This window comes from Mycoplana azooxidifex, assembly GCF_014196765.1.
In the GTDB taxonomy this organism is placed as follows: Bacteria; Pseudomonadota; Alphaproteobacteria; order Rhizobiales; family Rhizobiaceae; genus Mycoplana; species Mycoplana azooxidifex.
In genome coordinates this window covers 275,269-295,176 of record NZ_JACIEE010000002.1, presented here as the reverse complement: position 1 = coordinate 295,176, position 19,908 = coordinate 275,269, and the positions used below count along the sequence as shown (strand labels likewise).

General features: G+C 66.1%; 18 protein-coding genes. 8 read left to right on the top strand and 10 right to left on the bottom strand.

Annotated elements, in window-relative coordinates; translation table 11 throughout:
• Window positions 1-52 precede the first annotated feature (52 nt).
• The 3 genes from GGQ64_RS04820 to GGQ64_RS04810 form a co-directional block, all read right to left on the bottom strand.
• Window positions 53-805: a helix-turn-helix transcriptional regulator gene (locus GGQ64_RS04820; RefSeq protein ID WP_183799910.1), complete on the bottom strand. Its 753-nt coding sequence runs from the start codon at window positions 803-805 to the stop codon at window positions 53-55.
• A 73-nt stretch (window positions 806-878) separates the two neighbouring features.
• The gene (locus GGQ64_RS04815) at window positions 879-1,616 is read right to left on the bottom strand and encodes a helix-turn-helix transcriptional regulator (RefSeq protein ID WP_183799906.1); all 738 of its coding nucleotides are present in this window, start codon (window positions 1,614-1,616) and stop codon (window positions 879-881) included.
• Between the two features lie 256 nt (window positions 1,617-1,872).
• Window positions 1,873-2,670 carry an IclR family transcriptional regulator gene (locus GGQ64_RS04810; protein ID WP_183799903.1) on the bottom strand — a complete coding sequence of 266 codons (798 nt, stop codon included), beginning with the start codon at window positions 2,668-2,670 and terminating at the stop codon, window positions 1,873-1,875.
• Window positions 2,671-2,790: 120 nt separating this feature from the next.
• Here GGQ64_RS04810 and GGQ64_RS04805 point away from each other — a divergent pair, with 120 nt between their 5' ends.
• From GGQ64_RS04805 to GGQ64_RS04785, 5 genes are all read left to right on the top strand, one after another.
• Window positions 2,791-3,561 carry an SDR family NAD(P)-dependent oxidoreductase gene (locus tag GGQ64_RS04805; RefSeq protein WP_183799900.1) on the top strand — a complete coding sequence of 257 codons (771 nt, stop codon included), beginning with the start codon at window positions 2,791-2,793 and terminating at the stop codon, window positions 3,559-3,561.
• Complete coding sequence (locus GGQ64_RS04800) at window positions 3,561-4,478, top strand: 2-dehydro-3-deoxygalactonokinase (RefSeq protein WP_183799897.1); 918 nt, start codon at window positions 3,561-3,563, stop codon at window positions 4,476-4,478. The genes GGQ64_RS04805 and GGQ64_RS04800 overlap by 1 nt, the downstream gene beginning before the upstream one ends.
• Before the next feature lie 31 nt (window positions 4,479-4,509).
• A complete protein-coding gene (locus GGQ64_RS04795; RefSeq protein WP_183799894.1) occupies window positions 4,510-5,148 on the top strand; it encodes a 2-dehydro-3-deoxy-6-phosphogalactonate aldolase in 639 nt (212 codons plus the stop codon).
• 8 nt (window positions 5,149-5,156) lie between these two features.
• Window positions 5,157-6,053: an SMP-30/gluconolactonase/LRE family protein gene (locus GGQ64_RS04790; protein ID WP_183799891.1), complete on the top strand. Its 897-nt coding sequence runs from the start codon at window positions 5,157-5,159 to the stop codon at window positions 6,051-6,053.
• A 208-nt stretch (window positions 6,054-6,261) separates the two neighbouring features.
• On the top strand, window positions 6,262-6,894 hold the full coding sequence (locus tag GGQ64_RS04785; protein WP_183799887.1) for a PRC-barrel domain-containing protein: 633 nt from the start codon (window positions 6,262-6,264) through the stop codon (window positions 6,892-6,894).
• Window positions 6,895-7,066: 172 nt separating this feature from the next.
• Here GGQ64_RS04785 and GGQ64_RS04780 read toward each other — a convergent pair whose 3' ends face one another.
• On the bottom strand, window positions 7,067-9,115 hold the full coding sequence (locus GGQ64_RS04780) for an NADH:flavin oxidoreductase (RefSeq protein WP_183799884.1): 2,049 nt from the start codon (window positions 9,113-9,115) through the stop codon (window positions 7,067-7,069).
• A 27-nt stretch (window positions 9,116-9,142) separates the two neighbouring features.
• Window positions 9,143-10,693, bottom strand: coding sequence for a trimethylamine methyltransferase family protein (locus GGQ64_RS04775; protein WP_183799881.1), 1,551 nt, complete (start codon window positions 10,691-10,693; stop codon window positions 9,143-9,145).
• A gap of 88 nt (window positions 10,694-10,781) precedes the next feature.
• Between GGQ64_RS04775 and GGQ64_RS04770 the strand changes: the two genes are divergently transcribed.
• Entirely contained in the window at window positions 10,782-11,732 is a 951-nt protein-coding gene (locus tag GGQ64_RS04770) for a LysR substrate-binding domain-containing protein (RefSeq protein WP_183799879.1), read from the top strand.
• Here the strand turns inward: GGQ64_RS04770 and GGQ64_RS04765 are convergent.
• The 3 genes from GGQ64_RS04765 to GGQ64_RS04755 all read right to left on the bottom strand — a co-directional run bounded on the left by GGQ64_RS04765 (window position 11,719) and on the right by GGQ64_RS04755 (window position 15,363).
• Window positions 11,719-12,057 (bottom strand): PilZ domain-containing protein, encoded by a 339-nt coding sequence (locus GGQ64_RS04765; RefSeq protein ID WP_183799876.1) that lies wholly within the window; start codon window positions 12,055-12,057, stop codon window positions 11,719-11,721. The two genes, GGQ64_RS04770 and GGQ64_RS04765, sit on opposite strands and share 14 nt — an antisense overlap.
• A 105-nt stretch (window positions 12,058-12,162) precedes the next feature.
• Complete coding sequence (locus GGQ64_RS04760) at window positions 12,163-13,521, bottom strand: putative bifunctional diguanylate cyclase/phosphodiesterase (RefSeq protein WP_183799873.1); 1,359 nt, start codon at window positions 13,519-13,521, stop codon at window positions 12,163-12,165.
• Between the two features lie 129 nt (window positions 13,522-13,650).
• On the bottom strand, window positions 13,651-15,363 hold the full coding sequence (locus GGQ64_RS04755; RefSeq protein ID WP_183799869.1) for a response regulator: 1,713 nt from the start codon (window positions 15,361-15,363) through the stop codon (window positions 13,651-13,653).
• A 282-nt stretch (window positions 15,364-15,645) separates the two neighbouring features.
• On the opposite strand from GGQ64_RS04755, the gene mutL reads away from it, so the two are divergent.
• Together mutL and GGQ64_RS04745 are read left to right on the top strand one after the other, a co-directional pair.
• Window positions 15,646-17,463, top strand: a complete 1,818-nt coding sequence (gene mutL / locus GGQ64_RS04750) for a DNA mismatch repair endonuclease MutL (protein ID WP_183799866.1) — start codon at window positions 15,646-15,648, stop codon at window positions 17,461-17,463.
• A 248-nt stretch (window positions 17,464-17,711) separates the two neighbouring features.
• Window positions 17,712-17,942, top strand: a complete 231-nt coding sequence (locus tag GGQ64_RS04745) for a DUF2093 domain-containing protein (RefSeq protein ID WP_183799863.1) — start codon at window positions 17,712-17,714, stop codon at window positions 17,940-17,942.
• A 43-nt stretch (window positions 17,943-17,985) separates the two neighbouring features.
• On the opposite strand, the gene lpxK is transcribed toward GGQ64_RS04745, so the two are convergent.
• Both lpxK and GGQ64_RS04735 read right to left on the bottom strand, forming a co-directional pair.
• The gene (gene lpxK, locus GGQ64_RS04740; RefSeq protein WP_183799860.1) at window positions 17,986-19,026 is read right to left on the bottom strand and encodes a tetraacyldisaccharide 4'-kinase; all 1,041 of its coding nucleotides are present in this window, start codon (window positions 19,024-19,026) and stop codon (window positions 17,986-17,988) included.
• Between the two features lie 140 nt (window positions 19,027-19,166).
• Window positions 19,167-19,904, bottom strand: a complete 738-nt coding sequence (locus GGQ64_RS04735; protein WP_183799857.1) for an HAD family hydrolase — start codon at window positions 19,902-19,904, stop codon at window positions 19,167-19,169.
• Window positions 19,905-19,908: the final 4 nt, after the last annotated feature.

Below are 19,908 nucleotides of genomic sequence, written 5' to 3'. Positions count from 1 at the left end.
GCGCGTTGATAGCGCATTCGGCGTCGAAGCGGAACGGTTTTCGAACCGGCAATCAGCTGATCAGGCCGCGACGAATCGCCTTGACCACGGCCTGGGTGCGATTGACCGCCTCGAGCTTGCGGGTGACCTGGTTGAGGTAGTGGTTGACGGTATGCTCCGACAGGCCGAGGATCTCGGCAATCTCCAGGCTGGTCTTGCCGGCGGCCGTCCAGCTCAGGCACTCGATCTCGCGATCGGTCAGCATGACCTGCCCGGCCTTCCAGGCCGCGCCGATCTCGGCGAGCCGGTTGAACACCTGGATGGAGATCATCTGCAACAGCAGCCGGCTGTCGAAGCTCAGGTCGCCCCCCTCGCCGCTCCAGACCACGGCGCCGCGATTGCCGAGCGCATCGTGCACCGGAAAGAAGTGCCCCATCCGCAGCCCATGCCGTTGAAGCATTTCGGAAAACTCGGCAAGCGGCTTCTCGGACGGGGTAGCCTCGGCGATCCAGGCCATCAGGTCGTAGGAGAAGGATACCGTCGTCGCCCGCAGCTTGCGGATGCTGGGGCTGCGGCGGATCATGTTCAGCGCGTCGTACCTGGACATCAGTTCCGAAGGCCAGTTGCTGACGATCGAATGCGGCGACAGCTTTTCCGCCTCGAAGCCGGGCAGCGAGAACGCGATGAAATGCTTCAGCGAAAACGCTTCGCCCGTCCGCCGCAGGAAGCGGACGATGTCGAACTGGGTTTCCAGGCCGGCGATTTCGGCGCTGCAATCCTGGCCGCCGCCCTGTCCCGGTTCCTGCACCGTCATATCGTCCCGCATCCATGCACTCCGATGTCAGCAGGTTCCCCCTCGATCCTGCGATATTGCCTGCAGCCGACGCCCCCGGCCAGGGTCATGTTAGAAGTCCGGCCCGGATCGCCTTGGCCACCGCCTGCACCCGGTTGACGGCGTCGAGCTTGCGCGTCGCCCGGTTGAGGTAGTGATTGACGGTGTATTCCGAAAGCCCGAGGATCCCGGAAATCTCGATGCTGGTCTTTCCGGCAGAGACCCAGGACAGGCATTCGATTTCACGCCCGGAGAGCGGCACCTGCGCGTCCGCGTCGGCCCGGCATTCGAGCACCTTGGTGAAGACGAGATTGGCGATCGCATTCAGTTCGGCCATTTCCATGTGCGCAAGAGCCGGGCGGTCGCCGGCGAATGCGAGCGCGCCGCGCTGGCCGAGCGGATTGTGCGCCGGAAAATAGGCACCGCGCGAAAGGCCGTATTGCCTGAAGAGACCGGTGGCGATCTCGGTCTTGCCGTCGAGACGCGAACTATTCGTGCTCACAGCGTCGAACGTGAAGGGATTGGTGCTGCCCCGCAGGTGGCGGATGACCGGGCTGCCGAGGACGAGGCCGGCCTCGTCGTAGCTCGAGAGCATTTCAACCGGCCAGTTCGTCGCCAGCACGTGCGGCAGGAGTTCGGTGGACGTGGTGGCCGGCAGGGCGGTCAGCAGATAGCCGCGGAGCCCGTACTCCCTGGACATTTCGGCCAGCAGCCCGGACGCTTCCTGTTCCGACCCCGCCTCGACGAACCGGCGCACCCAACGCAGCGACGTCCCTGGGGCGATCACGATAGGCTGTTCGGTCATCCGGTGTCTTTCCAGAGAGAAGTGTATTGCGACCAGGCGAGCCCCTGGCCAGCCTGCGTTCACTCAGCACTCGAATTGCAACTCTATTCCGCGGGCACCCTATCGCCGGGATACAACCATGAATCGAAGCACCCAGAAATGTTCGTTGGAGGGGAGGCTAATCGTGGCCTTTATATCCGTCCAGCGTGTTCTACTAATTTACCGTAAAATGGCACGGTAAGACAGCCCTGGTGCGTGTATCGTTTCGCTGCAACAATCATGCCTTGGGTCCGAGGCGGGCGGCGATTTCCTCCATGACGGCGTTTGCCGCTGCCCGGACCAGCGGCGCCCAGTTGCGCAATGCCTCCTCGCCGACCCTGTAGGCCGGGCCCGTGACCGAAACGCCGCCGATAAACGTCCTCTCCTGATCGAAGATCGCAGCCGCCACGCAACGGATGCCCGCCTCGTGCTCCTCGCGGTCGAAGGCATGGCCGGCCCTGCGGATCGCAGCGATTTCCGCCTCGAGAGCCTGGCGCTCGACGATCGTGTGCTGCGTGAAGGGCCTGATCTCGGTCAGGTCGAGCAGCGCGTCGAGCCGGGGCTGGGGCAGTGCCGCCAGCGCCGCCTTGCCGACGCCGGTGCAATAGGCCGGGGAGGCGCGGCCGATCTGCGAGGCCATGCGCACGGCCTGGCGGCTTTCGACCTTGTCGAGATAGATGATCTCCGTGTCCCGTAGCATGCCCAGATGGATCGTCTCGCCGGTGGCATCGTGCAGCGCCTGCAGGTGGGGGGCGGCGAGCCGCCGCAGGTCGCTGCGTCCCCAGGCCCTGGATGCGAGCTTGAGCAGCCGAAGGCCCGGCTCGTAGCAGTGGTCCGCGTTCATCTCCAGCAGCCCCTCCTCCACCAGGTGGCAGAGCTGCCGGTGCAACGTGCCGCGAGGCTGGCCGGCCCGATCGAGGATATCGGTGAAACGCAGCGGCCGGTCGGCGAGCGCGACGAGCTCGACGAGCGCAATCGCCTTGCCGAGCGTGCCGGTACTGGGAGATACTATGTCCGATGTGGATGCCTTGGTCATTGCCCGGCCTTTGCTTGACAAGTTCCCCCTGCCGGTCATAATTCCACATATTAAAAGTAAGTTCCAGATAGTGGAACTAATTTTCCCAACCGCCCTATCGAAACCAGGCAGGAGAGTGACATGTCCGTGAGCGTCGCGTCCTATCCCGACCTTCGCGACCGCGGCGTCTTCATATCCGGAGGCGGCTCCGGCATCGGCGCCGCGCTGGTCGAGGCCTTCGTCCACCAAGGATCGCGCGTCGCCTTCATCGATATCGCCGAGGACGACAGCAACGCCCTCGTCGCCCGTCTTTCGGAGGGCGTGGCGCATCGGCCTGTATTCGTGAAGGCGGATATCCGCGACATCGAGGACCTGCGTGCGGCGATCGCGCTCGCCACCGCGAGGATCGGCCCGGTGCGCGTGCTGGTGAACAACGCGGCCCGCGACGACCGGCACGCGCTTGACGAGCTTTCGCCGGAGGGCTGGGACGAGAGCCAGGCGGTCAACCTGCGCCATCAATTCTTCGCCGCGCAGGCGGTGGCGCAGTCGATGCGGGAGGCCGGCGGCGGCTCGATCATCAATTTCTCGTCGATCGCCTTCATGCTCAACATGGGCGACGTGCCTGCCTACGCCACTGCCAAGGCCGGCGTCATCGGCCTGACCAAATCGCTTGCCGGCAAGCTCGGGCCGGACAACATCCGCGTCAACGCGATCCTTCCCGGCATGGTGGTGACCGAGCGCCAACTGCGGCTGTGGCTCGACGAGGATGCCATCGCCGCCATGCAGGACCAGCAGTGCCTGAAGCGGTCGCTGACGCCGGCGGACATGGTGGGGCCCTGTCTTTATCTCGCCTCGGACGCGTCCCGCGGCATGACCGCACAATCCATGATCATCGACGGGGGAGTTTTCTGATGACCAAGCCAGCCTATGTCGCCGTCGACTGGGGCACCTCCAGCTTCCGGCTCTGGCTGATCGGCAGCGACGGCAGCGTGCTGGCCGAGCGCCGCAGTGGCGAGGGCATGACCACGGCTGCCAAGGTCGGCTTTGCCAGCGTGCTTGCGGGCCACCGCCAGGCCGTCTCGGCCCCGGAGACCCTGCCCGTCATCGTCTGCGGCATGGCCGGCGCCCGGCAAGGCTGGGTCGAGGCGGGCTATCTCGACGTGCCCGCGGCGTTGTCGGCGATCCCTGCCGCAGCCGTGCGCGTTCCCGACGCCGTGTCCGACATCCGCATCCTGCCGGGCCTCGCCCAGCGCGATCCCGCCCGGCCGGACGTCATCCGCGGCGAGGAGACGCAACTGCTCGGCGCGCTCGACGCGCTTTCGGACGGCAACGGCCTCGTCTGCATGCCCGGCACGCACAGCAAGTGGGTGCACATCCGCGACGGCGCCGTCACCCGCTTTTCCACCTTCATGACCGGCGAACTGTTCGACGCGATCGGCAAGCACACGATCCTCAGCCATTCGATCCAGGACGCGGGTCCGTTCGACGGCGAGAGCGAAGCGTTCCGGCAGGCGGTGACGGAGTGCATCCGCAACCCCGGCGCGGCCAGCAACCTGCTCTTCACCGCCCGTTCCGGCGTGCTCCTGCACGGACTTTCGGCAACCGACGCGAAGGCGCGCATCTCCGGCATCCTGATCGGGCTTGAGATCGCCGGCGCCCTCGACGGCGCCGAGCCGGGCGCCTCCGTCACGCTCGTTGCCTCCGGCGCGCTCGGCGCACTGTACGAGAGCGCGCTCGAAGCAGCCGGTGCCGCACCCACGATCGTCGATGCGGACGCAGCCGTGCGATCGGGCCTCGCCGTTGCGGCGCGCGCGCTGTGGGACCTCTGATATCTGCTTTGCCCGAATGGAAGGCCAACCGATGAACCGCATTCCCTTTCCCACGATGAAATATCCGCTGATCGCCATCCTGCGGGGCCTGAAGCCCACGGAGACGGAGGGCGTCGTCGGCGCCCTGATCGAGCAAGGCCTCACCGCCATCGAGATCCCGCTGAACTCGCCCGACCCGTTCCGCTCGATCGAGATCGCCGTCAAGATGGCCCCGGAAGGCTGCCTCATTGGCGCCGGCACCGTCCTGACCACCGAGCAGGTGGAGCAACTCGACGGCGTCGGCGGCCGGCTCATGGTCAGCCCGAATGTCGAGCCGGCCGTGATTTCCCTCGCCGCCGCCAAGGGCATGGTGACGATGCCGGGCGTCTTCACCCCGACCGAAGCGCTTGCGGCCGCGCGCGCCGGCGCCACGGGCCTGAAGTTCTTCCCGGCCAGCGTTCTCGGCCCGTCCGGCATCCATGCGATCCGGGCGATCCTGCCGAGCGAGCTCGAGATCGCTGCCGTCGGCGGCGTCTCGGAGGCGAATTTCGGCGACTACGCGAAGATCGGCGTGAAGAGCTTCGGCCTCGGCTCCAGCCTCTACAAGCCGGGGATGACGGCGGCCGAGGTCGCCGAACGGGCACGCGTGACGGTCGAGGCCTATGACCGCGTCTACGGGGCAGGACGATGACTGGGACGATGACTGGGACCCAGCCTTTCGCCGGAAGCATCCTCTGCCACGTCAACAGCGAACTTGGCGAGGGCCCGAGCTACGATCCGGCGACCGACACGGCCTGGTGGTTCGACATCAAGGGCCGCAAGCTGCACGAACTGCATCTCGGATCTTCGGCCAAGCGGGTACACGAGCTCCCCGTCATGGGCAGCGTCTTCGCCGTCATCGACCCCGCCCGGCAGCTCATCGCATCCGACGAGGGCCTGTTCGTCCGCCATGTCGAAGGCGGCAGGCTGGAGCGCCTGGGCGCGATCGAGGACAAGCCGGAATGCCGCTCCAACGACGGCCGGGTCCACCAGAGCGGCGCGCTCTGGATCGGCACCATGGGCCGGTCGGCGGAAAAGGGCGCAGGCTCCATCTACCATGTCGCCGGCACCAGCGCCGGCATCAGGGTGACGAAGCTCTATTCCAACGTCAGCATTCCGAACGGTATCTGCTTCTCGCCGGACGGGGCTGTGGCCTATTTCACCGATTCCGCGGTGAACCATTTCATGCGCGTTACCGTCGATCCCGCCACGGGTCTTCCCGTCGGGGCGCCGGAAATCCTCAGCGACGAGAGCGGTTCGCCGGGCGATATCGATGGGGCGGTGTGCGATGCGGACGGGCTGATCTGGAACGCGCGCTGGGGTGCGGGAACGATCGACGTCTACCGGCCGGACGGCACCAAGATCCGCCGCCATGCCGTCCCGGTCACCCAGCCGAGTTGCCCGGCCTTCGTCGGCGCCAAGGCCGATCGGCTGCTGGTGACCTCCGCCTGGCAGGGCATGGACCAGGCGGGCCGGGCCTCGGATATCCACGCCGGCCGCACGCTCGAGCTGGGTGTTACGGTGCGGGGCCGCTTCGAGCCTGCCTTCCGGCTGTAACACCAATCTGCCCCGACATTGACCGCATCTGCAGCTTCGGATTGTCGTCCGGAGCTGTTTTTCCTTGTGAAATTGCCCTGCCTGCCGTCGAATTTTCTGCGGAACCATTCCTGCTTGCGTGAGTTTTCAAAGCATCAGCCCGGTGCGGACGGACAGCCACGATGGATCCGCCGCTCCAAGACCGAAAGCAAAGAAAGGCAGGTTCGACATGACCAACAAGCTTCTTACTTCCGTTGCCGCTGGTGCCATCTTCCTCGGTGCCGCCATTGCTCCCGCAGCCTTTGCGCAGGACACCACCCAGCCGCAGACGGCCCCGTCCATGGAGGCTCCGGCAACCACCCCTGATGTTGCTCCCGACGCCAGCCAGACCCAGCCGATGGACGACATGAACAAGGCCCAGACGACGACCCCGCCGGCAGCCGATCCGGCCACCGATGCGGCAGCGGCCACGCCGGATACCTATCTGACCGAACAGGCCGAAACGCAGATCAGCGCCAACACCTATATCGGTCAGTCGGTCTACAACTCGGCCGATGAAAGCATCGGCTCGATCAGCGACCTGATCCTCGAGAAGGACGGCGGCATCACCGCAGCGGTGATCGGCGTCGGCGGCTTCCTCGGCATCGGCGAAAAGGCCGTCGCCGTACCGTTCAACAACATCACCGTCACCCAGGCCCCGGACGGCGGCGAGGTCAAGCTGACCACGACGGAAACGGCCGAAAGCCTGCAGGCAGCACCGGAATTCAAGACGCTGTCGCAGAAGGTCGCCGAACGCGAGCAGGTCGACACCTCGACCACCTCGTCCACCGATCCCGCTCCGGCAACGGCACCCGCTGAATAATCGGCGGATCGGAGCTTGAACGCCCGGCGACGCGAAAGCGCCGCCGGGCTTTTCGTGTTTTCGGGCCTCTAAAGCGCGTCGCGATCCTTCGGATTCGGCTTACGCGCTTTCAGCTCTTGTTTTTTCGCATGTCGTTGCCGCAAAACCGCTGCACACTTTTGCGCGACATGCTTTAGAACAGCACGCCGTAGCGCAGCGCGTCGTAGATGCCCGCGTGGATGTTGCGGCTGTGGACGGCGTCGCCGATGCGGATCAGGTCGAAAGCGCCCTCGGGGTTGCGGGTCTCGATCGGGTTCTGCCGGCGGATCAGCGCCTTATAGTCGACAGCGCCGAGATTGCGCGACTTGGGCTTCAACTCAAAATAGAGGTCGGCCATCGCCATGGTGCCATGCTCGACCACGACCTGCGCCACCCGCCTCTCCATGCGTGCGGTCGCGGAGAAATCCGAGCCCAGCGTCGCCACCAGCCCGTTGCCCTCGCGGCGCACGGCTTTGAGGCGCGTGTTGATCGTCACGCGCACGTTCTTTTCCGCAAAGGCCTTCGCATAGGGCACGTGGTTCATGCCGCCGATCTCGGGGGCGAAGAAGCGCTCGGGCGAGACCACCTCCAGCTCGACGCCGGCATTGGCGATCAGTTCCGCCGCCGTCATGCCCGTATGGGTGCCGGCATCGTCATAGAGCAGGACCGGTCCTTCCGGCTTGATTGCGCCGGCGATGATGTCCCAGCTGGAGACGACGAGATCCTCGCCCGCCTCCAGTTCCGGGTTCTGGCCGATGCCGCCGGTGGCGATGACGACGAGATCCGGATCGCGTTCCAGCACGTCGTCCTCACCTGCGAAGACGTTGTAATGCACCGGCACGCCCAGGCGTTCGAGTTCCGACAGCCGCCAGTCGACGATGCCGACCAGTTCCTTGCGGCGCGGATTGCGGGCGGCAAGCAGGATCTGGCCGCCGGCGGAGCCCGTCGCCTCCAGCACCTCGACGTAATGGCCGCGCTCGGCTAGAACGCGCGCGGCCTCCAGGCCGGCCGGGCCGGCGCCGACGACCACCGCCTTGCGGATCGCACCCGTGGTCTTCGAGATGACGTGCGGCACCATCGCCTCGCGGCCGGTCGCGGCATTGTGGATACAGAGCGCGCCGCCGCCTTCGTAGATGCGGTCGAGACAGTAGGTGGCACCGACGCAGGGGCGGATCTGCGCCTCCCTGCCCTCCTCGATCTTCTTCACGATATGCGGATCGGCGATATGGGCGCGCGTCATGCCCACCATGTCGAGCTTGCCCTCGGCGATGGCATGGCGTGCGGTGGCGACATCGGCGATGCGGGCGGCGTGGAAGACGGGAAACTTCGTCGCCGCGCGCACCTCGCCGGCGAAATCGAGATGCGGCGAGGCGGCCATGCCCTGGATCGGGATGACGTCGTTCAGGTGTGCGTCGTGGTCGATATGGCCGCGGATGATGTTGAGGAAATCGATCTTGCCGGAGGCGGTGAGCCGCCTTGCGATCTCGATGCCCTCCTCGTTCGACAGGCCGATGTCCCAGGCCTCGTCGGCGACCATGCGGATGCCGACGATGAAGTCCGGGCCGACGGACTTGCGGATCGCGTCGACCACCATGTCGGAAAAGCGCGTGCGGTTTTCCAGCGAGCCGCCGTATTCGTCCTCGCGCCGGTTGGTCGCCGGCGACCAGAAGCCGTCGAGGAGATGGCCGTAGGCCTCGATCTCGATACCGTCGAGGCCGGCCGCCTGCATGCGCTCCGCGGCAGCCGCATAGTCGCCGACGATACGTTCGATGTCCCAGTCCTCGATCTCCTTGGGAAAGGCACGGTGTGCGGCCTCGCGGATCGGCGAGGCGGAGAGTACCGGCAGCCAGTCGCCCTTGTTCCAGCTGGTGCGCCGGCCGAGATGGGTCAGCTGGATCATCACGGCGGTGCCGTGCTCGTGACAGTCGTCGGCGATCTTCTTCAGCCAGGGGACGATCTCGTCCGAGTAGGCGTAGAGATTGCCGAAGGCGGGCGGAGAATCCTCCGAGACGAGGGCGGAGCCCGCCGTCATGGTCAGCGCGATCCCGCCCTTGGCCTTTTCCAGGTGATAGAGGCGGTAGCGATCCTTGGGCATTCCGTCTTCCGAATAGGCCGGCTCATGCGAGGTCGACATGATGCGGTTCTTCAGCGTCAGGTGTTTCAACTGGTAGGGCTGGAGCAGAGGGTCTTTCGAATGCGTCATTCCGGAATGTCCTTGAGGCGGGCCTTGTCAGTACCAGGCGTCGGCCATCGCCGCCTTCCTGCGGGTCACATAGTCGCAGAGTGCTTCGTCGACCGCGATGTCCAGCGGCGGCGCTTCGTATTCGGCCAGCGTCTTTTTCCACTGCCGATTGGCGCGCGTGGCGATGTCGGTGGATCCGCCCTCGTCGCTCCACTTCTCGAAGGGTTCGTTGTCGGAAAGCGCCGAGTCCCAGAAGGCCGTCTGGTAGTTGCGCATGGTGTGGTCGCAACCGAGGAAGTGGCTGCCGGGGCCGACCTGGAGGAAGGCATCCATCGCCAGTGTGTTGTCGTCGACGGTGACGCCGGCCAGATAGGAATGCAGCGCGCCGCAAAGGTCGGCGTCCATCACAAACTTCTCGTAGGACATGGCGAGCAGGCCGTCGAGGAAGCCCGCCGAATGCAGGATGAAATTGGCGCCGCAGTGGACGGCCGACATCATCGACATCAGCCCTTCCTGCATGGCCTGGCCGTCCGGCAGCTTGGAATTGGAGAAGTTGCCGGCGCAGCGCAGCGGCAGGTGCAGCCGGCGGGCGAGCTGGCCGACCACCATGGAGCCGATCGCCGGCTCGGGCGTGCCGAAGGTGGGCGAGCCGGACCTGAGCGACATGGAGGACAGGAAGTTGCCGAAGATCACCGGTGCGCCCTTGCGCTCCAGCTGGGTCAGCGCGCAGCCGGCCAGCGTCTCGGCGAAGGATTGCGCGATGGCGCCGGCATTCGTCACCGGCCCCATGGCGCCGCCGAGGATGAAGGGCACGATCACCGCCGCCTGGTTGGCGCGGGCATAGGCGCGGAGCGACTTCGTCATCGTGCCGTCCCAGACGAGCGGCGAATTGACGTTGACGTTACCGAGGATGACGCAGTTCTGGTCGACGAAGTCCGCGCCGAAGAGGATGCGCGCCATGTCGATGGAATCCTCCGCCCGGTCCTCGGCGGTGATCGAGCCCATGAAGGCGCGGTCGGAATATTTGACGTGGCTGTAGACCATGTCGAGATGGCGCTTGTTCACCGGCACGTCGACCGGCTCGCAGATCGTGCCGCCGGAATGGTGCAGCCAGGGGCTTGACTGGGCGAGCTTGATGAAATTCTGGAAATCGTCGAGCGTGCCGTAGCGTCGGCCCTTGTCGAGATCCATCACGAAGGGGGAACCATAGGCCGGCGAGAAGACGACGTTCTTGCCGCCGATCCGGACGTTGTGTTCGGGATTGCGTGCATGCTGGGTGAATTCCGCGGGCGCGGTGGAGACGATCTCGCGCAGCATGCCCGGCTCGAAGCGTACCAGTACGCCCTCCACCTTGGCACCCGCCCGCTTCCAGTGCTCGACCGCGACTGGATCGTCGCGAAACTCGATGCCGACCTCGGCCAAGATGCGGTCCGCCGTCCGCTCGATCTTCTGCAGGTTCTCTTCGGAGAGAATGTCGTAGGTGGGGATATTGCGGACGATATAGGGCACGCCCACGGCCTTTGCGGCCCTCTCGCCGCGCAGCGGCCGCCCGCTTCTCGTCCGACGCGTCGCATTCTCCATCACAGCTGTCGCCACCATGTCGTCCTCCATAATCTCAGGCGAGGCTATTTCGGAACAATGCGCCTGTAACGCTGGAAAAAACTTGGGACTGGTATAAATCCTGCTTATGGAAACACTGCGCCGCCTGCTGCCGTCCGCTGCAAGCCTGATCGTCTTCGAGGCGGCCGGGCGGCACCTGAACTTCACCCGCGCGGCCAAGGAGCTCGGCATGACGCAGGCTGCCGTGTCCTATGCGATCCGCGGGCTGGAGGACCAGCTGGGCGTGCTTTTGTTCCACCGCGCCCACCGCGCCGTGGCGCTGACGGATGCGGGCGAGCGCTTTCACACCGAAGTTTCGGTGGGGCTGGCACGCATCCAGAAGTCGGCGGAGGATATCCGGGCCAAGGGACGCGAGGTGAACGTGACGCTTGCCGCCTCCACCGCCTTTACCTCGATGTGGATGCTGCCGCGCCTCGCAAGGCTGCGGGAAGACCTGCCCGAGATCGACCTGCGCATCCAGACGAGCGTGCGCGACCTCGACCTGGAGGAGGAGCCGATTCCGCTCGGCATCCGCGGCGGCGATCCGGCGGCCTGGCCCCGCTATCACGCGGCCCTGCTCGCGCCCGAGATCATCAACGCGGTCGCAAGCCCCGCCTTCGTCGAGGCGCACGGCATGCCGCAGACGCCCGAGGATCTCTTGCGGCTGCCGCTGATCCACCTGGAAGAGCCGGTCCGGCAGGCCTGCGACTGGACGGAATGGTTTGCGAGCGCCGGATTGCGCCTTCCCGCGCGGTCCCGCCGCCTGACGATCAACGACTATGTGCTGGTGATCCAGGCCGTGCTCGCCGGTGAAGGCATCGCGCTCGGCTGGCAGCACCTGATCTCGCAGCAGGTAAAGTCGGGTGCGCTGGTTCCGATCGGCACGCATGTGCTGGAAACGGGACTGGCCTTCTACGTGGTCTGGCCGCGCTCGCGCGAACTGAACAGCCAGGCGCGGCGCGTGCGCGACTGGCTGCTGGACGAAGGGAAGAAAGATCTTCCCTCTGCCGAATCGGCGACCGCCGTCAGCGGCCTATGACCGGTTTGACTTCCGCGTGGAAGAAACGGAAGTAGGAGGAGATCTGCGCCAGCGCATTGGTGCTGAGCTTGTACTCGACGCCGACGCGGCCGTTGTTGTACCAGCGCACCGTGCCCGACAGGCGCCCCAGTTCCTCGCTCTCCATGCCGATGATCTGCCCCGGCACGATCCTGATCGGCTTTTCCAGATCGAGCGCCATGCCGGACGGCGACAGGTCCACGACACGCGCCAGGCTCTCCTGGTGCATGACCTTCACTTTGACGAAAATGCGGACCTTCGAGCGATCGGAGGCCCTGACCGGCATATCCTTGATATTCTGCTGCATCCCAAAATCCCTTTGTTTTTCTAGGACGGGACTACTTTAGGACGCGCGCATTTATTCCGTGCTAATCTGGATGGTTAACGAACCAACTAGGTGCAGAAAACAGGCTCAGGCGAGCAGCGCTTTCGGCTCCAGGCCGATGTAGCGCTCGGAGAGGAACCGCAGCGTCGTAACCGCATCTGCGGGCTTGCCGTAGAAATAGCCCTGCCCCATGCCGCAGCCGAGCGCCTTCAGCTTCAGCGCCTCGGAGAAGTCCTCGATGCCCTCGGCCACCACCTCGAGATCGAGCCCCTCGCACATGGCGACGATGGCCTTGATGATGTGCTCGGACACGCGGTCGTTGGAAATGCGCGAGACGAAGGCGCGGTCGATCTTGACCTTGTCGAAGGTGAAGTCTCGAAGGCGCCCTAGGCTCGACTGGCCGGTGCCGAAATCGTCGAGCGAGACCCGCACGCCGGCCGCGCGCAGTTCGGCGACGATCTTCTGGGCGGTGGCGGCATCCGTCATCACCGCCGTCTCGGTGATCTCCAGCTCCAGCCTGCGCGGGTCCAGGCCGGCGCGGTTGAGGATCGCGAGCGTCGTCAGGCTCGTCTTCGGATCCATAAGCTGGGCGGAGGAGAGGTTGAACGACAGGAACAGTTCCTTCGGCCAGGAGAGCGCTGCTTCTGCGGCCTTGCGCAGCAGCGCGTCCGAAAGCACATCGATGAAGCCGCGCTCTTCGGCGAGCGGCACGAAGACGGCCGGCGAGACATAGCCTAGATCGGCGTCGCACCAGCGGGCGAGCGCCTCGAAGCCGACGACGAGATCGTCCTTCAGACGGACGATCGGCTGGAAATGCACGTCGACCTCGTTGGCCATGATCGCATTGCGCAGCGCCTGCTCCAGATGCGTGGCGCGCTTCATCTCCTGGGCGATCTCCTGCGAATAGACGGTGATCTGCCCGCGCCCGCGCCGCTTGGAACGATAGAGCGCGGTGTCGGCGCTCTTCATCAGGTCGGCGAACTCCTCGCCGGCGAAGGGATAGATCGAAAAACCGAAGGAGGCCGACAGCCGCACGTTGCGGTCACCGAGGTCGAAGGGCGCCGAAAGCACCTCGCGCAGCATCTGGCCGATCTTCTCGGCGCCATTGCGCTCGAAGACCAGGGGAAAGAGGAAGGCGAACTCGTCGCCGCCGTGGCGCGTCACGGTCGCTCCGTCCGGGATGCAGGCCTTGAGGCGATAGGCTACCTGGCAGAGGATCTCGTCGCCGGCTTCCGGTCCGAAGAGATCGTTGATCGGCTTGAAACCGTCGAGATTGGCGATGGCGACGGTGAAGGGTGCGGGATCTTCGGCGCGCTCGGCGGCCAGCTGGCGGACCTTGTCGCGCAGGCGATAGGTATTGCCGAGCCCCGTCAGCGGATCGGTATAAGCCATGGCATGCAGATCGTTCTGGGAAACGTCCGCCACCGAATACTTACCCGACTTCATTTACGCAATTCCCGATGCCATGATAGAGACGAAGGATGAAGCATGAGAATTAACAAAGGCATAGCATCCAGACTCATGATCTAGGGTCAGCGATCCCCAGATATCGGGGGTTGACAGCAAAGACCACGGTCAGGCCGCGCTCCTTCCCTCTGAAGCTGCCACGAACTTGCTGTAGATGCGCTCGATCATGTCCGGGCTGACCGGCTTGGTGATGTAGTCGTCCATCCCGGCATCGAGACAATTCTGCATGTCGACGTTCAGCGCCTGCGCCGTAACTGCGACGATGGGTGTGCGGACGCCCAGCACCTTCTCCGCCGCGCGGATCTCGATCGTCGCGTCGATGCCGTTCTTCAGCGGCATGGCGATATCCATCAGCACCAGCCGCGGCATGTACTTGCGCCACAGCGCGACCGCCTCCTCACCATTCTCGGCCACCCTGTGCGAGATGCCGAGACCCTCGAGGATCTGCGAGAAGACGAACTGGTTGACCGGGTTATCCTCGGCGACGAGAACCTCGATATCGCCCATGGCGGGGGCAAGCGCGTCCAGTTCGGTGGCGATGTGCCAGTCATCGAAGAGCGAGGCGGCGACCATCGGACCCGCATGCGCGTCGTCCACCTCCACCATGGCCACATGCGGCTCGACCAGTGCGCGGAAGAAATCCGCGCCGATGCCCTCGGGCGTGATCATCCGGACGGGCAGGTTCGCCTGCGCCACCACCTCGTATCCGTCCATCGTTGCGTCGAGCAGCACCATCTCGATTGACACACCGCAGTCGAAGGCGACGTCCACGAAGGCGCGGAACTCCGCTTCCGACCGCACGGCGCAGCAATCGGCCCCGCGTGCCTGCAACTCGCCCAGCACCAGCCACTCGATCCTGGCATTGTCCGTGACCACGAGGATCCGCCTGCCCGCGAGATCCGCCGACGCGTCGGAGCGGCATTGTTCCAGGAGCAGCCGCTTCTCCACCGCCCGCACCGGATCGAAGCAGTTCTGCCCACTCTGGAAACGGATGTGCTGGCGCAGCGCGAGCCGGCCCGCAGCCGGCTCGACGATGTCGGTGATGTCCTCCATGACGGTCACGAGCACGGGCCGATCCGCCGGGCCGGCCCTGTGCTTGCGCGTGATCGCGTAGAGAAGGCTGCCGTCGGCCTTGACGATCTGCTCGGCCACCTGGAACGGCACGCCGGTCGCAAGCACCTGCCGGTCGCTTTCCTCTATCCGCGCCGCATTTTCGGGATCGACCAGATCCCAGATCGTGCGCCCCAGGATCGCCTCGCCTTCCAGTCCGTGGGCGGCGCGAAACGCCCTGTTGAGGGCAACGTGGGCGAGGTTGCGGTCCTTGATGGTCAGCGGGTGCGGCAGCGTATCGAGGATCTGCTCGGTCAGCGCCGCCCGCTCCATGTCGGCGCGCCACTTGTCCTCCTGCCGCCTCTGCTCGGTGACGTCGGCGAGGGTGGAGATGTTGTAGCCGTTCGGCAGCCGGCGCTTGCGGAAATGGATCCAGCGGTCCTTGCCGGTCCGTTCGACGGTGTCGTGCTGCTCGCGCCAGTGGGCGGAGATGCGCGCGGAGATCCAGTCCTCGCGGCTCACCTTGTGCCGCTGCTCGGCAGCGACGCCGTAGCGCAGTCCCGCATCGAAGATCGCGCCGAGGACGTCGCGCAGGCGCGTGCCGGCGACCAGGGCCCGCGGATCGAGCGGCAGAAACTGCTGAACCTGCCGGCTGGCGAAGACGAGGCAATCGTTGCGGTCGTACACGAACACGCACGCGCCGAGGATATCGCAGGCTGCGTTGAAGATCTCGGACTGGATGTTTGCGTCGACGGACGCGCCATCGGTCATTTCGTGCAGGCCCCGCCGCTTGCCACGTGAGAAGCATGCTGATCGGGCAGGATTGCCCTTGGACAGGAGGAGCCAGCGGCCAGCGACGCTGAACATGTCCGCCGGGTTTGCCGGCCAGCTTGTGCTCATACAAGCGAGATGCAGACGTTGGCAGTATTTTATTAAAGCTGAATTAAACCCGGCGGCTGGCCGCCCTCCGGAAACCATGGAAACGACTGGAGAACCGCTTCGATGGCGCTTTCTCCCTTCCCACGGACAGCCGAATCCCCGAAAATAGCGGCCATGACGATACAGCTGCTGTCCGAGACCCTCATCAACCAGATTGCCGCGGGCGAGGTCATCGAACGGCCGGCGAGCGCTGCCAAGGAGCTGATCGAGAATGCCATCGATGCCGGCGCCAGCCGCGTCGAGATCGCGACCGCCGGCGGCGGCAAGACGCTGCTGCGGGTTGCCGACAACGGCTTCGGCATGTCGCCGGAGGACCTGGCGATGGCGGTGCGGCGCCATTGCACGTCGAAGATCAGCGACGGCCTCCACGACGTGCGCACCCTCGGATTTCGCGGCGAGGCGCTGCCCTCGATCGGTTCGGTGGCGAAGCTCACGATCCAGAGCCGGACCGGCGATGCCCCGGAAGGCTCGCAGATCGCCGTGACCGGCGGCAGGGTCGAGCCGGTGCGGCCGACGCCGGCCAACCGCGGCACCGTCGTCGAGGTGCGCGACCTGTTCTTCGCCACGCCCGCGCGGCTGAAATTCATGAAGAGCGAGAAGGCGGAGGCGGCTGCGATCACAGAGGTCGTCCGCCGCATGGCGATTGCCTTTCCCGCCGTCCGCTTCGTCCTTTCGGGACCGGACCGCTCGACGCTGGAACTACCGGCCACCGGCGACGACCGGCTGGCCCGCATCGCCCAGGTGCTGGGCAAGGACTTTCGCGACAACGCGATCGAGATCGATGCCGAGCGCGAGGGCGTGCGGCTTTCCGGCTTTGCCGGCGTGCCCACCTTCAACCGCGGCAACAGCCTGCAGCAGTTCGCCTTCGTCAACGGCCGGCCGGTGCAGGACAAGCTGGTCTGGTCGGCGCTGCGGGCGGCCTATGCCGAGACCATTCCGAGCGGCCGCTATCCGATCGCGGTGCTGGAAATCGCGATCGATCCCGAGCTCGTCGACGTCAACGTCCATCCGGCCAAGTCCGACGTGCGCTTCCGCGATCCGGGCCTCGTGCGCGGGCTGATCATCGGCGCGATCCGGCAGGCGCTCTCCCGCGAGGGCGACCGCGCAGCGACGACGGGGGCGGCCGGCCTCATGCGCGCCTTCCGCCCCGAACAGCAGCGGCCGGCGCAGCCATGGACACCGCCGGCGTCTCCCTACCGGCCGCTGGACCCGATGCCGGCCGCAAACGGCTTTGCCGAGGCGCAGCAGGCGGGCTTCGACCAGGCGGGTTTCGACATGGGGATCCAACCATCGGCCCGGGCGGAACCGATGCCGGCATCCAGCCATGCGGCAGCCGTGCAGGAGCCGGTCCGCCATCCGCTCGGGGCCGCGCGCGCGCAGCTGCACGAGAACTACATCGTGGCGCAGACGGAAGACGGCCTCGTGATCGTCGACCAGCATGCCGCACACGAACGGCTTGTGTTCGAGGCGATGCGTAACGCCCTGCATTCGCGGCCCGTCGCCGCCCAGACCCTGCTCATTCCCGAGATCGTCGACCTGCCGGAGGACGATTGCGACCGGCTCGTCGCCCATGCAGAGAACCTCTCGATCCTCGGCCTCGGCATCGAACGCTTCGGCCCCGGTGCAATCGCCGTGCGCGAGACGCCGGCGATGCTGGGCGAGATGGACGCGGCCGGGCTGGTGCGCCAGCTCGCCGACGAGCTCGCCGAGTGGGACACCGCAAACGGTCTTGCCAGCCGGCTGGAATATCTGGCCGCGACCATGGCCTGTCACGGCTCGGTACGCTCCGGCCGGCGCATGCGGCCGGAAGAGATGAATGCGCTCCTGCGCCAGATGGAGGTCACGCCCGGCTCCGGCCAGTGCAACCACGGACGGCCGACCTATATCGAGCTCAAGCTCGCCGATATCGAGCGTCTTTTCGGGCGAAGCTGAAAGTGCTGGAAATCGCGCGAAGGTCGCGATATGGCACAGGGAATGCCGCCGTTGCCGCCATCATGGCGGGCTGACGGCTGCGGGACGGGTGACATTCGCGGCAGGGGTTTTCGAATTGCCGGCGCACGGTTCCTCGGCCCGGGCGGAATTGAGGGGCAGTGCGAATGCAACGGTCCAGACTATTGCAGCGACCGTCGCGCACTATACCGGGCGAGCGTCGCCGGCGGCGAGACCAACAGGAGATGCGGATGATGAACCGACTGGAAGGAAATGGGAGCCGCGAGGCGAAGATCCGCTATCTCGACGCGGACTTCCAGATCCTGGTGCCGGGCTCCTACGTCGTCTGTGCCGTCACCGGCGAGCAGATTCCGCTCGACGAGCTGCGCTACTGGAGCGTCGCCCGCCAGGAGGCCTATGCCGATGCCGCCGCCTCGCTGAAGGCGGAACTGCTCGCGGGCGGCCACCCGGCACAACGCTGAGGCGGAGGGATCCCTCCCCGCTTTGGCATTGCCCAAAACTGCTTCAGCCCGGCCTCGCGCCCTCGAGCCTGCGCTTTCGCGCCGAAGCCAGTGCCGCGTCGATGATCTTGTCGGGGGCACGCGGATCGTCGAAGCGGATCTCGACCTCGATCACCCTGCTTTTCTCCTTCAGCGCCGCCGCTGACCCGTGCTCTCCGGCAAGTCGCACGCTGTCCTTCGCCGTCGTCACGATCGCATAGTCATGGGCGTCGGCGTAATCGAGGATCTCGACCGCTTCGTCGTCGGACAGGTGGTGATGGTCGGGGAAGCTGCGCGTGGCGTAGAGGCTGGCGCCGGTGCCCTCGACGGTGCGGAAGAACTTCTCGTTGTCGGCAAGGCCCGACCAGGCGAGCACGGCGCGGTCGGAGAGGTCGCCAGCATCCACCGTCGCAAGGTTTGCCGTATGCACCGGCTTGCCGGCGCGGGCGGCCCGGCGGATCAGCGCATCGGCCGCCTTGCCGTCTCCGACAACAAGTAGGGCCGAGGTCTGGCGCAACTGCTCTTGAAGCGGTGCACGCACCGGGCCGCTCGGGACCAGGTAGCCGTTGCCGAGCCCCCGCCGTGAATCGATCACGAGCAGCGCATAGTCGAAGACAAGCCTGGCGCTCTGGAAGCCATCGTCCATGATGATGACGTCGACGCCCTCGTCGACCAGCCGGCGCGCGCCGCCGACCCTGCGGCGGGAAATCACCGTGACCGCCTCGCGCGCCAGAAGCAGCGGTTCATCGCCGACGTCGCGGGCCCTGTGGCGATCCGGATCGACGACGGTGATGACGTCGAGCGAGCCGCCATAGCCGCGGCTGAGGAAGCCCGGGCGCAGGCCGCGGGCCGTTGCCGCGCGAGCGAGCGCAATCGAGGTGGGCGTCTTGCCGGCGCCGCCGACGGTGAAATTGCCGACGCAGACGATCGGCACCGGGACCGAAGCCCGGCGCGCCCGGCGCATCCGCGCGCCCGCAACAAGGCCGTAGAGCCGTGAGGCCGGCCACAGCGCATAGGCACGCCAGTCCGGCTTCGTCCACCAGAAGGGCGGAGCCTCAGAAACCATTCACTTCCCCCGATCCTGCCATCCTGCGACGGCATGCCCCGTTCGCTCGAACCGCGCACTCCCCTCGGATGCGCCGCAGACGCCCTGTCGGGACGCCCGCGCAGACAACAAAGCCCGGAAATCGAACGAATGCAACGGTTTCAGGCGCGCGCTGCCCGCGCCGGACCTTCGGCGGGCAGGAGCGCGGGCAGTTCGGTGATGTCGTTGAGGCAGTAGTCAGAGGCCGAGGACAGAGAGTCCCGCGATCCGGTGCCGGTGAGGACGGCGACGGTCAGCCCGGCGCCGGCGCTTCGCCCCATGTGCAGGTCGTGGTTGTTGTCGCCGACCACGGCCACCTCATGCGGATCGAGACCGGTCGCCTCGCAGAAGCCGAGGACCATGCCGGGTTCGGGCTTGACGCCGTGGCCGCTGTCGTAGCCTGCGACATAGTGGAGATACTGTTCGAACCCGAAGCGGCGGGCCGTCTCGCGGATGGACCGCTCGTTGTCGCTCGAGGCGACGCCGAGCCTGTATCCCTTGGCATGCAACGCCGAAAAGAAGCCGGCAAGGTCGGTCACGGCCACCGCCATCGAGGCCGACTGCGCGAAAAGGCCGTCGAACAGTGCGGCGAGCTCGGCTGTTCCCATCGGCGAGCCGGCGGCGACCATGCCTTCGGCAATCTCGACGGTGTTGCCGGCCGCAAGCAGCGTGTCGGGCGCCACGTGGCCGCTATCGGGATCCATGCCGCAGGCCGCCAGAAGCCGGCGCGCGAGGTCCTCGTCGCCCCCGGCTGCGATGCGGGCGAGCTCGTAGTTCACCGGCACCCAGCTCTTTGCATAGTCGAGCAGCGTGCCGTCCTTGTCGAACAGGATACCGGATATGGCCTGGGCGTTCGTCATGTCG